The 12,692-nt window shown below is 40.2% G+C and carries 12 protein-coding genes; all 12 read left to right on the forward strand.

What is annotated here, in order from left to right; translation table 11 throughout:
• The first annotated feature begins 36 nt into the window (after positions 1 to 36).
• The 12 genes from ubiE to mdoH all read left to right on the forward strand — a co-directional run bounded on the left by ubiE (position 37) and on the right by mdoH (position 12,649).
• Positions 37 to 792 carry a bifunctional demethylmenaquinone methyltransferase/2-methoxy-6-polyprenyl-1,4-benzoquinol methylase UbiE gene (gene ubiE, locus PTRA_RS15195; protein ID WP_011329553.1) on the forward strand — a complete coding sequence of 252 codons (756 nt, stop codon included), beginning with the start codon at positions 37 to 39 and terminating at the stop codon, positions 790 to 792.
• An 11-nt stretch (positions 793 to 803) separates the two neighbouring features.
• Positions 804 to 1,481: a ubiquinone biosynthesis accessory factor UbiJ gene (locus PTRA_RS15200; protein ID WP_058374401.1), complete on the forward strand. Its 678-nt coding sequence runs from the start codon at positions 804 to 806 to the stop codon at positions 1,479 to 1,481.
• A gap of 9 nt (positions 1,482 to 1,490) precedes the next feature.
• A complete protein-coding gene (ubiB, locus tag PTRA_RS15205; RefSeq protein ID WP_058374402.1) occupies positions 1,491 to 3,092 on the forward strand; it encodes a ubiquinone biosynthesis regulatory protein kinase UbiB in 1,602 nt (533 codons plus the stop codon).
• An 80-nt stretch (positions 3,093 to 3,172) separates the two neighbouring features.
• Positions 3,173 to 3,436: a Sec-independent protein translocase subunit TatA gene (tatA, locus tag PTRA_RS15210; protein ID WP_058374403.1), complete on the forward strand. Its 264-nt coding sequence runs from the start codon at positions 3,173 to 3,175 to the stop codon at positions 3,434 to 3,436.
• 5 nt (positions 3,437 to 3,441) lie between these two features.
• Complete coding sequence (gene tatB / locus PTRA_RS15215; protein ID WP_058374404.1) at positions 3,442 to 3,774, forward strand: Sec-independent protein translocase protein TatB; 333 nt, start codon at positions 3,442 to 3,444, stop codon at positions 3,772 to 3,774.
• A gap of 48 nt (positions 3,775 to 3,822) precedes the next feature.
• A complete protein-coding gene (gene tatC, locus PTRA_RS15220) occupies positions 3,823 to 4,563 on the forward strand; it encodes a twin-arginine translocase subunit TatC (protein ID WP_011329556.1) in 741 nt (246 codons plus the stop codon).
• A 1-nt stretch (position 4,564) separates the two neighbouring features.
• Positions 4,565 to 5,062 (forward strand): hypothetical protein, encoded by a 498-nt coding sequence (locus PTRA_RS15225; protein ID WP_011329557.1) that lies wholly within the window; start codon positions 4,565 to 4,567, stop codon positions 5,060 to 5,062.
• Entirely contained in the window at positions 5,062 to 5,847 is a 786-nt protein-coding gene (locus PTRA_RS15230) for a TatD family hydrolase (protein ID WP_058374405.1), read from the forward strand. The genes PTRA_RS15225 and PTRA_RS15230 overlap by 1 nt, the downstream gene beginning before the upstream one ends.
• Positions 5,847 to 7,712: a sensor domain-containing diguanylate cyclase gene (locus tag PTRA_RS15235; protein WP_058374406.1), complete on the forward strand. Its 1,866-nt coding sequence runs from the start codon at positions 5,847 to 5,849 to the stop codon at positions 7,710 to 7,712. Before PTRA_RS15230 ends, PTRA_RS15235 begins: the two co-directional genes overlap by 1 nt.
• A 2-nt stretch (positions 7,713 to 7,714) precedes the next feature.
• Positions 7,715 to 8,725 (forward strand): porphobilinogen synthase, encoded by a 1,011-nt coding sequence (hemB, locus tag PTRA_RS15240; RefSeq protein WP_058374407.1) that lies wholly within the window; start codon positions 7,715 to 7,717, stop codon positions 8,723 to 8,725.
• 383 nt (positions 8,726 to 9,108) lie between these two features.
• Positions 9,109 to 10,716 carry a glucan biosynthesis protein G gene (locus tag PTRA_RS15245; protein WP_058374408.1) on the forward strand — a complete coding sequence of 536 codons (1,608 nt, stop codon included), beginning with the start codon at positions 9,109 to 9,111 and terminating at the stop codon, positions 10,714 to 10,716.
• The gene (mdoH, locus tag PTRA_RS15250; protein ID WP_058374409.1) at positions 10,688 to 12,649 is read left to right on the forward strand and encodes a glucans biosynthesis glucosyltransferase MdoH; all 1,962 of its coding nucleotides are present in this window, start codon (positions 10,688 to 10,690) and stop codon (positions 12,647 to 12,649) included. Before PTRA_RS15245 ends, mdoH begins: the two co-directional genes overlap by 29 nt.
• Positions 12,650 to 12,692: the final 43 nt, after the last annotated feature.

Raw genomic sequence — 12,692 nt, forward strand, 5'->3', positions numbered from 1 at the left:
GTACACTAGTCTTTATTACCACGATAGAGATTAATGATGAGCGAAACACCACAAAAGACCACGCATTTTGGCTATAAAACGGTAGCCGAAAACGATAAAGCCTCAATGGTTGCAGACGTATTTCATTCAGTTGCGGCAAAATACGACGTAATGAATGACTTAATGTCTTTTGGGGTGCATCGTTTATGGAAACGTCAAACAATAGCCAGCTCTGGCGTTCGTAAAGGTCACCATGTTTTAGATTTAGCCGGTGGTACGGGCGATTTAACTGCAAAATTTAGCCAATTAGTCGGAGAAACCGGTCAGGTTATACTGGGTGATATTAACTCATCTATGTTAAAAGTAGGCCGCGAAAAACTCCATAATTTAGGCTTAGTTGGCAATATTGACTACGTACAAATGAACGCTGAAGCCTTGCCATTCCCTGATAATAGCTTTGATCTGATCACTATTGCATTTGGTTTACGTAATGTAACCGACAAAGACAAAGCATTACGCTCAATGTACCGCATTTTAAAACCAGGCGGGCGCTTACTGGTATTAGAGTTTTCAAAGCCAGAGCATGAAATACTTAGTAAAGCATACGACTTTTATTCATTTAACTTATTACCAACTATGGGTAAGTTAGTAGCAAACGACAGCGAATCGTACAAGTATTTAGCTGAGTCGATTCGTATGCACCCAGATCAAGACACGCTTAAAAGCATGATGTCTGATGCAGGCTTTGAGCAAACCACTTATCAAAACTTAACCGGTGGTATTGTTGCGCTGCATCGTGGCTTTAAATACTAAGGTAAATAATTATGGCGCTTGAGCAAGCAACCGAAAAAAATTCTACAGAGGCTCCCTCAACTGATTTTTTTATGTTACCCAACTTAGTACTTTCGCTCGTGGAGCGAATACTTAATCAAGCACTTAAACTCGATACAAGCCTATCGGGAAAGCTGGCAGCAGTTAAGCATCAGCGCTTAGTCGTTGATGTTAGGGGCTCTCAGTTGAAGCTGCTGCTAGTATTTAGCGACAAGCAACTTCATTTATATAGCGCAACCAGTGATACAGACGCCGATTGCATGATCAGCGCCGACCTTAACACCCTGCTTGCGCTAAAAAACCCAGCCATGCTTACCCAGCTTATTCGCCAAGATAAACTTGATTTGCAAGGTGATTTAAACATAGCTCAAACCTATAGCAATGCCTTTTCAACACTAGATATTGATTGGCCTGAGCAGCTTTCATCGCACCTTGGTGATGCTCCCGCACAGCAATTATATTTACACCTCAAAACGCTCCAGCAACACGGCAATAAAGCAAAAGCGCAGTTAAGCCGCACACTAACAAGCTTATGCCAAGATGAATTGGCAATTGCCATCCATCCGTTAGAGCTTAAACAATTTAAACAACAAAACCGTGAGCTTAAAGGCCAAGTTGCTGCTATAGAACAGCGTATTAATGCCTTACTAACCACTTTGACTACCCGCTAAGGATTTTTTGTGTCAACTGCACGACTGTATTACATCACTAAAACACTGCTTAGCTACGGGTTAGATGAGTTAGTGCCAAAACATAAAATTCCTTGGTTTGCGAAAATAGCCCGAGGTAGTTTATTTTGGCTGCGTAATCAGCATAAAGATAAGCCCGCAGGGCTGCGATTACGATTAGCACTACAACAGCTTGGCCCAGTATGGGTTAAGTTTGGTCAAATGCTCTCTACGCGTCGTGATTTACTGCCGCACGAAATTGCATTAGAGCTGGCATTTTTGCAAGATCAGGTTGAACCTTTTTCTGGCGAGCTTGCACAAAAAATAATAGAAAAAGCTCTCGAAATTAATGACATAAGCGAGCGTTTTAGTGAGTTCTCACAAACACCACTGGCGTCGGCATCCATAGCCCAAGTACATACCGCAACGTTAGTTGACACAAATGGTATAGAGCAAGATGTAGTTATTAAAGTAATTCGCCCTAATATTAATCAACAAATTAATGCCGACTTAGCCTTAATGGAAAAGCTCGCTAAGGTGCTAGCAAAAGTACATCACGAATCAAAACGTCTGCGTCCTGTTGAAGTAGTAAAAGAGTACAAAAAGACCCTGCTTGATGAGCTTGATTTAATGCGCGAAGGTGCAAACGGCATTCAACTTAAACGTAATTTTGAAGACTCAGACTCGCTTTACATTCCTACCGTTTATAGCGATTACAGCCGCCATAATATATTAGTAATGGAACGTATTTATGGTATTGCGGTATCAGATACTGATGCTTTATTAGCGCAAAACACCAATATGAAACTACTGGCTGAGCGTGGCGTTGAAGTGTTTTTTACCCAAGTGTTCAGAGACAGCTTTTTTCATGCTGATATGCACCCAGGTAATATTTTTGTTTCTCGTGAGCACCCCGAAAACCCTAAATATATTGGTATAGATTGCGGTATTGTAGGCACCTTAAATAAAGAAGATAAACGCTATTTAGCGGAAAACTTTATTGCCTTTTTTAATCGCGATTATCGCCAAGTTGCACAGTTGCATGTGGACTCGGGTTGGGTACCGCCAGATACCAGTATTGAAGAGTTTGAATTTGCTATTCGCACTGTCTGCGAGCCTATATTTAATAAGCCTTTAGCTGAAATTTCGTTTGGTCATGTATTGGTTAATTTATTTAATACTGCAAGGCGCTTTAATATGCAGGTACAACCACAATTAGTATTACTGCAAAAAACCTTATTGTATGTTGAAGGTTTAGGCCGCCAGCTTTATCCACAATTAGATTTATGGAAAACCGCAAAGCCCTTTTTAGAAGATTGGGTTAAGCAACAAGTTGGCCCGCTATCGGTTATAAAGCAAATGTATGCACAATTACCCTTTTGGGCCGAAAAAATGCCAGAGCTGCCCGATCTAATTTATCAAAGCTTAAAACGCCCACCACAAATTCAAGTACAGGCTCCGAAGGGATCTCATAAACCTTTGGTTTTAGGTTTGTTTAGCAGTGTGGCTATGGTTATTGCTGCATTATTTTATTTACAACACGATTTAATTGCCGCAAGTATCGCTATAAGTAGCGCTATTATTGGTTTTATAGCAGCGTGGCATAGTACATAAACTAGGTGCTATTTACGTTTTTAGGCGTATAATTAGTATTTAAAATATACACTTTATAATTATGAAAACGGGAGATAAACATGGGATTTGGCGGTATTAGTCTTTGGCAGTTATTGATTGTATTAGCAATTATTGTACTTTTGTTTGGCACTAAAAAATTACGCGGTATTGGTGGTGATTTAGGGGGCGCAGTTAAAGGCTTTAAAAAAGCAATGTCTGACGAACAAAATACAGGTAAGCAAAGCACAGATAAAGAACAGCCAGAGCAGATTCAAAAATCAGAAGAGAGTGCACCGCTTGATTCTGCCGATACAGAAAAAAACAAAGACAATAACAAGGTTTAATTAGCATGGGGATGTGGGAGCTAATTGTTGTTTTAATTGTTGGTTTAGTGGTGCTTGGTCCAGAGCGTTTACCTGTAGCAATTAGAACGGTAAGCCGCTGGATAAAAACTGCAAAGTCGCTTGCTAACTCAGTGAAAGCTGAAGTGAGCGAAGAGTTACGTGTGCACGAATTACACGAAAACCTTAAAAAAGCGGAGCAACAAAACTTAACCGATTTAAGCCCTGAACTACAAAGTTCACTAACTGAACTACAACAGGCTGCTCAGTCTGTGACCCACAGTTATAAAAAAACTCAAATCGATCCCTCTAATAAGCAAAATATTGATGATACAAAGTGAAATTAATTTCTCACTTTGTGGTCAACTTACTAAATGGTATAAATAATAATGGCTGAGGAAGTAAAATCGGGGTTTGTCGCGCATTTAATTGAATTACGCGACCGGCTGATTAAATCACTATTAAGCATTTTAGTTATTTTTATTGCAATAGTGTATTTTGCAAACGACATTTATACATTTGTTGCAGCGCCATTAATTTCACATTTGCCAAGCACTGCAACCATGATAGCAACTGATGTCACAGCGCCATTTTTTGCTCCTTTTAAACTAACATTATTTGTCGCATTATTTGCCTCTATTCCGTGGATATTACACCAGGTTTGGGGTTTTATAGCTCCGGGGTTGTATAAACACGAAAAACGTATGTTAATGCCAATACTCGCCTCAAGCATCTTTTTGTTTTATGGTGGTATTGCCTTTTGCTACTTTGTAGTACTGCCTATTATTTTAGGCTTTTTTACCAGTGCTGGCCCTGCAATGCTCACCTTAGCACCGGATATAAGTAGCTACTTAGGGTTTGTACTAAAACTATTTTTTGCCTTTGGTGTCGCTTTCGAAATTCCAGTAGCCATTATGCTGCTGTGCTGGAGCGGCGCTACAACAACGCAAAGTTTAAAAGAAAAACGTCCCTATATTGTAGTGGGTGTTTTTGTAGTGGCGATGTTTTTAACACCGCCCGATGTATTGTCACAAACTTTATTAGCGCTACCTATGCTTATTTTGTTTGAGCTAGGCCTAATTTTAGCTAAATTTTATACCGCTAAACCACAACAAGAATCTGAGGAATAATATGAACAAAAAACTACTCTCACTATTAGTTTTGTTAAGCGCACCGACTTTTGCAGCCACTGCTATTAACGAGCAAGCACTGCAAGCATGTAGCTTTATTGAAAACGACTTTAATCGTCTGCTTTGTTACGATAATACGGTTGCCGGTAAACCGCTGAGCAAGCCTACTGTAAATAAAACACTCTCACCAACAAATACAGAAGCCACCGCACCTGTTGCTGTAGCGGTAACACAAGCAGAAGAGTTTGGTTTAGAGCATAAAAATATTGCGAAAGAAAATGACAGCTCTATTAGCTCAACTGTATCAGCCATTAAAGAAGCGGCTTATGGTGAGTTAATTATTACTCTAGAAAACGGCCAACAATGGCGTCAAATTGGATCTGATGGCATAACGCTAAAAGAAGATGACAACGTGGTTATTAGTCGTGGTGTATTTAATTCTTTTTTATTAAAAAAAGAAGGTCAAAACCGCTCTATACGCGTTAAACGTACTCAATAATGCCATACAGCTTAATTGATGCTGGGGTTAATTTAACTAACCATCAGTTTGATGGACAGCATCAAGACATTATTGCCCGCGCTAAAGCTGCGGGAGTTAAGCATATGCTGATTATAGGCTGCGATGTGGCAGCCAGTGAACAGTCGCTTGAGCTGGCTATAAAGCATCATCAATTTTCTACAGCAGGCGTACATCCTCACGATGCTAAATCGGCTACTGATGAGCTTGAGGCGCAACTCACTCAACTTGCAAGCCATAAGCAAGTTATAGCCATTGGAGAGTGCGGCCTTGATTATAATCGCGACTTTTCACCTCGCGATGTACAACGAAGCGTACTTAGGCGCCAGCTTGCCCTAGCAGAACAGCTAAACTTACCTGTATATTTGCATGAGCGTGATGCCCGCGAAGACATGATAAGCATTTTAAAAGAATTTAATGTACGCGGCGTATTACATTGCTTTACAGGTAACGCTCAGGCATTAAAAAACTACTTAGCGTTAGGGCTTTATATAGGCATTACCGGCTGGGTTTGCGATGAACGCCGAGGAAAAGAGCTACAACAATTAATCCCCAGTATCCCTCTTAATAAACTATTAATAGAAACTGATGCGCCTTTTTTGATTCCGCGCACCGTTAGCCCAAAGCCTAAATCTCGCCGTAATGAGCCTGCCTTATTAACTTATGTGTGCGAAACAATTGCCCAATTATATAACCTTACTCCTGAGGCAATAGCGCAACAAACTACTCTAAATTTTTATCATGTTTTTGGTTTAAAAGCTAAGTAATGAAAGCTATTGGGGTGTTATTAAGTCTATTAACTATCCTTTTTGCTGGTTTAGCAGCCGCTAATACTATAGAGATAGATGATCAGTTTACATCTGAAAAAATAAACTCTATTTATTATTCTTTTGCGCCTACATCTATAACAACCGCCCAGCAGAGCGATCTTAAACAGTGGCAAACGTTAACCAACAAACCTCTTAATTTAGGCGTTGAACAACGCCCTATTTGGATCCAATTTACAATTAAAAACACGCTCAATACACGTGTAACGCCAATACTCTCTATAGATAACCCGTTATTAAATGAAGTACTTGTATATCACTTACTCGATAAGCGACGATCCTCCTCAATAAATATTAATGCCCCCCCTTTACTGCCACAGCAACAAATAAAAAACGAACCTTTGCTGGTAAAATTAACGCTTCCTGCCCACAGTAATACCACTGTTATTGTTAAAGTGAGCAATAGCTCAGGGTTACGCGTGCCTTTAACCTTATGGCAGGCCGATGCGCTTTTTACATATAAAAGTAAGCTTAATTTGCTTTACGGATTGTTAATTGGCTTTGTTTTTTCTTTAGCGATTAGCTGTCTTATTTTGTATGCTTTTTCGCGTAAGCAATACTTTGCTTACACGGGCGCTATAACATTAATGCTCAGCATCTTATTATATTTTATTTGTGGTTTTAGTTTCATGCACACACGTTCTGCGGCCACAGTACAACTTATGATCCCCATGTTGCTGATGCTGATAACGGTGCTTTTTTTACCTCTACAGCAACAGGTATGTCAGCCTAAAACCGTTACATGGTTTAAAGTGCAAAAAATTATAATAGCTATATATGCACTGCTTATTGCGTTTATTTGGCTTTTTCCTACACTTGTTGTCACCTTATTTTGCCTTATTACCACTCCCATTGTTTTAGGCTCCTATGTTGTAACAACCTCACTTTGCATTCGCCAAAACCCATCAGAACCCAATAAAGCACTTTTGCTAGCTTTATGCAGCTTTTTAGCCGCAATAGTTTATTTTATTATTACTGTTTCAGGGCTTTATATATTTACAAACAGTAGGCTGGCCTTTGTGTTTATTTGCTCTCTTAGCTGCGCTTTCTCCCTAGGATATGCGGTGATGAAACTCTTTATTTTACAGCGCGATGAACAAGTAACTACTCAACAAACCTTAATAGCCAAAAGTGCTGCCCAAGACGCCTTATTACATGAGCGGCTATCTTTACAAGAAAGCGTGCGTCAAGAACTCGAAACACAAGTAGATGAGCGTACTTTTGAGTTACAAGTAACACTAAGAGAACTAGAAGAAAAAAACCGTGAGCTTGAACAGCTGAACATGGAAGATCCCTTAACTGGCATTAAAAACCGACGCTTTTTTGATAAAAAATTAGTGATGGAGTTGCGCCGTTCGCGTCGCGAACAAACCCCATTAAGTGTTATTATGCTTGATATAGACACATTTAAGGTAATAAACGATACCTATGGCCACCTAACTGGCGATCAGGTTATTCGTACTGCTGCTGATACTATTAAAAAGCAATTACAACGCCCGCTTGATGAAGTAGCACGTTACGGCGGCGAAGAATTTGTGGTGCTATTGCCCAATACCCAAAATGATGGCGCGATAGCCATTGCTGAAAAAATTCGCCACGCTATTGCTACTAATAATGTGCATGTGGCTGGCACTACTATTTCATTTACAATCAGCGCGGGAGTGTATACTAGCGTTGCTGAAGATATAAATAACCCTGAAATTTTTACCGAACGTGCCGACAAAGCACTTTATTTTGCCAAGCAGCATGGTCGTAACCAAGTAATTAATTTTCCAATCCCGCAATCCCAAAGTAGGAGCGTATAAATATGGCCCAATCTGGTCTAGATCTTTTCCCATATACTCGCATGCGCAGAATGCGCCGCGATGATTTTTCACGCCGCCTTATGGCTGAAAACCAGCTTAGCGTTAATGATCTTATTTATCCGGTATTTGTACTCGAAGGTAAAAACCGTCGTGAAGAAATTGAATCAATGCCCGGTATCGAGCGCTTATCAATTGACTTACTACTTATAGAAGCCAAAGAACTGGTTGAGCTAGGTGTCCCCGCCATTGCTATTTTTCCGGTAACACCGGCCGACAAAAAGTCATTACATGCTGAAGAAGCGTATAACGATGATGGTTTAGCACAACGCACTGTACGTGCATTAAAAGAAGCGTTCCCTGAGTTAGGTGTAATTACTGATGCCGCGCTAGACCCGTTTACCACCCACGGACAAGACGGTATTATTGATGAAAGTGGCTATGTAATTAACGACATCACAACTGACATACTGGTTAAGCAAGCACTGTCGCACGCCCGAGCAGGTGCTGACGTTATTGCCCCTTCTGATATGATGGATGGCAGAATAGCCGCTATTCGCGAGGCACTTGAAGCCGATGGCTACATTCACACTCGCATTATGGCTTACTCAGCTAAATACGCCTCAAGCTATTATGGCCCATTTAGAGACGCGGTAGGTTCTGCCGGTAACTTAAAGGGTGCTGATAAAAAAACCTATCAAATGGATCCAGCTAATTCTGACGAAGCCATTCGCGAGGTCGCGCTTGATTTGCAAGAAGGCGCCGACATGGTAATGGTAAAACCTGGCATGCCATATTTAGATGTTGTACGCCGAGTTAAAGATGAATTTGGCGTTCCAACCTTCGCTTATCAAGTAAGTGGTGAATACGCGATGCACAAAGCTGCAATTGATAACGGCTGGTTAGCTGAAGAGGCCACTATTATGGAGTCACTACTGGCATTTAAACGTGCTGGCGCCGACGGTATTCTTACCTATTTTGCTAAGCAAGCCGCACAATACTTAGCTAAAAAGTAAGCCTTACAAGGCGGGTAACAAGCCCGCCTTACTTTATCTTTAATTACAAATTTAAATAGTGTTACATCATTTTTCCGCTGCTATAACTCAACGAAACTGCTACCTATATAACCAGTATTAGCCCTCCTCTTTGCTTTATTTAATTGGGATTAATTTTTGTATCCGTTAAACCTAATATATACAAATGTAATTCAGACAAGCTTCAGTAAACTTTGTGTACTATCCGTACTAAATCTACTCACTCTCGTATTTAGACTGTAAACAACTAACCATACTTGAGCCTTAGTTACATATTTATTATTAAAAGTACCAATGAAACAAATTAATAAATCGATACCAATCTTAACTGTAAAAATAAGTCATGTTTTTATAAAGGAACGAAAATGAAAGCACCAATTCACCTAATATCAACATGGAAAAAAGCCTCAGTACCATTACTTAGCTTATTTCTTGTTTTTTCAGCTCAGCAAGCATTTTCAGCCACGCTTGACGTTGCCATCCCGCAAGACAATTTATTTGATGTGATCAGCGCCCGCGCTCAAAAATTAGCGAGTGAGGAGTATATTGCCCCTAAAAACATCGAGCTAGATGCGCTAAATAATATTGAGTATCAAGATTATCGCTCTATTCGTTTTAAACAAGACAAATCAATGTGGAAAGACGAAGGTCTTTACGAGCTTCAGCTGTTTCACCCCGGCTTTTTATATAAAACACCAGTAACAATTAATACAGTTGATAGTGATTCTAAACTTAGCCGTTTACCGTTTAGTACTGACTTTTATCAGTACGATGGTACTGCAGCACCTTTAAAAGACGAAATAGCCAAGAGTATTGCCAATAAACAATTAGGCCATGCTGGGTTTAGGTTGCATTACCCAATTAATACCACTGAGTACAAAGATGAAGTAATGGTGTTTCAAGGTGCTTCTTATTTTAGAGTTGTTGGGCCTAATCAAGTGTATGGTCTATCGGCTCGAGGGTTAGCAATTGATACCGCAGAAGCGTCTGGCGAAGAATTTCCTGTGTTTAAAGAGTTTTGGTTAGTAAAACCACAGCCAGAACAAACCAACATTATCATTTTTGCACTGCTTGATAGCCCATCGGTTGCCGGCGCTTATAAGTTTAGTATTGACCCTACTACCAACACCAGCGTTAAAGTAGATATGCAAATTTTTGCCCGTAAAGACGTGAAAAAATTAGGCGTAGCACCGCTAACAAGCATGTTTTATCACGGCGAAAACAGCACTAAGTTTTTTGACGATTACCGCCCAGAAGTACATGACTCAGACGGACTGTTAACCCAATCTCAGGATAACAACTGGATTTGGCGTCCGCTTAATAACCCGTCGCAACTTAGCGTAACCTCTTTTTCATACGAGAACCCTAAGGGATTTGGCTTAGCGCAACGTGATCGTGAATTTAATAATTACTTTGATATTGAAGCGCATTACCACAACCGCCCTAGCCTGTGGATAGAGCCAGAAGGCGAGTGGGGAAATGGCCGAGTTGAGCTGGTAGAAATACCGACAGATACAGAAACAAACGACAACATAGTGAGCTACTGGGTGCCTGAAAAACCATTTAAAGCAGGCGATTCGTTAAAGCTAAGCTATAAAATGACCACCTTTAATGCTTACTTAAATCAGCATGATAAGGCACGCGCAGTTCGCACTCGCATTGGTAGCGCAGCATTGCCGGGGGAAGATAACCCACCACCTAAAAGCCATCGCCAATTTACGGTTGATTTTGCTGGGCCTGATATAAATAAGCTTTCAGAAAAGTTAAATTTAAATGCCGACATCCAATTAACAACAGGTGAAGTAAGAGATGTAACTGTGCAAAAGTTACCAAATTCATTAGGCTGGCGAGTTGCATTTAAAATAGCTCCACAAAACGGCAAACCTGTAGATATGCGCTTATCGTTAAAGCTGCATGATAAAGAAATTAGCGAGGTATGGAGTTATGTTTGGTATCCAAATGACATCAAGTAAACAAACCACCAAAATATCTATGCCCTTTAAGGCACTTCGTATTTGGTTATTTGCCATTGCCGCAATTGGTATATCTGCGTACGGCATCTCTATTATGTTTGAAATTTTAAACTCAAATGGTATGACGCCACTTGAGTATGCTTTGCTGGCATTATTTTCAATTACCTTTGCATGGATTGTTACCGCATTTTGTAGTGGCACTATAGGGTTTGTACTGCAATTACTGCGTATTGATCCGCTTACTCTTAGGCGCATAAAACCGATAAAGCTTGAGAGCCAGGCATTTTCTCAGCAAAAAACTGCGATAGTAATGCCTATATATAACGAAGATACACATCGCGTTATTGCAGGCTTTGAAGTGAGCTTACAGTCATTAAAAGAGACTGGGGAATTAGCCAACTTTGATTTTTATTTACTCAGTGATACGCAAGATCCAACAATAGCTAAAAATGAACTAAGTGCTTGGCATGCTTTGTGTGAGCGCCTAGGCGAGACATCAAAGCAATTGTTTTATCGTCGCCGCGAAGATAATAAACACCGTAAAGTAGGTAATTTAACCGACTTTTTTGAGCGCTGGGGAAGCCAGTACGATCATATGATTGTGCTTGATGCCGACAGCGTTATGACAGGTAAGTGCATGCTAGAGCTAACCGCCAGCATGATTAACAACCCGCAAGTAGGACTTATTCAAACTATTCCTATTCCGGTACGTCAAGATACCTTTTTTGGTCGTTTTTTACAGTTTGCTTCGGTACTTTATAGCCCTATGCTGGCAACAGGGTCGGCATTTTGGCAAACCGATAAAGCAAACTACTGGGGCCATAATGCCATAATTAGAGTAAGCGCATTTATTGACTGCTGTGGTTTACCCACACTTAAAGGCAATGCCCCTTTTGGTGGTGAAATACTCAGCCATGATTTTGTAGAAGCATCATTACTACACAGTGCAAATTGGGAAGTATTACTACTTGCTGATATTGAAGGCAGCTATGAAGAAGTTCCAAGTAATATTTTAGATTATGCCGTGCGCGACAGACGCTGGGTGCAGGGTAATATTCAACATATTGGATTGCTTACGTCACCAAAGTTAAAGCTGATGAGCAAATTTCACTTTTTACTTGGCGCTACCGCTTATATTTCGTCATTAATATGGTTACTTATGCTCGCGTTAAGTACGGTTGATGCCGTAACACGTGCTTTAAATAGCGACGTTTATTTTAACCGCGCTTATCAATTGTTCCCTACTTGGCAAATAGCTAAAACCGATTTAATTGATGCTCTGCTCTATCTTACTATTGTTATTTTATTGCTACCAAAACTAATGGGTATAATTGTAACCTTGGTGCACAGAAAAAACCGCTTCGGTGGTGCTATTAAACTTACATTAGGCGCAATTATCGAAACGGTTTTTGCGATTGTCATGGCTCCGTTAATGATGGTGTTTCATGCTTACTTTGTTGTTTGTGTATTTTTAGGCAAAAAAGTTAAATGGGATGCTCAACCACGAGAAGGCCGCATGGTGCCATGGAAAGAAGCGTTTAGTTATACGTTATTTTCTACTTTGGTCGCTATTGCTTGGGGTAGCACAGCATATTTCTTCACGCCGGTATTTTTTTGGTGGCTCTCACCTATATTACTAGGCTTAGTACTAGCTGCACCTATAGTGCGTTATTCAAGTAGTATAAAACTGGGTGTTAAACTTAGAAAGCTAGGTATATTTATCTGCCCTAGTGAAGTAGATAACGATACCATGCTAGAAGCACTTAAAGTGCACCTTAAAGAGATTTCGGTACCCACCGCAGGGCAATACCCTTTAACTATACCCGCATTGCCAAAAGAGCATTTGGTTACCATGCCAATACAAAGCTTTAATAAGTCACGCACGCCAAAGATGAAAGCGCTAAAAGAAAAGCTAATTAAAAAGCTTAGCTAGCGCCACACTTTAAAATAAAAAAAGGAGCTATTTATAGCTCCTT

It is taken from the genome of Pseudoalteromonas translucida KMM 520 (assembly GCF_001465295.1).
Lineage (GTDB): Bacteria > Pseudomonadota > Gammaproteobacteria > Enterobacterales > Alteromonadaceae > Pseudoalteromonas > Pseudoalteromonas translucida.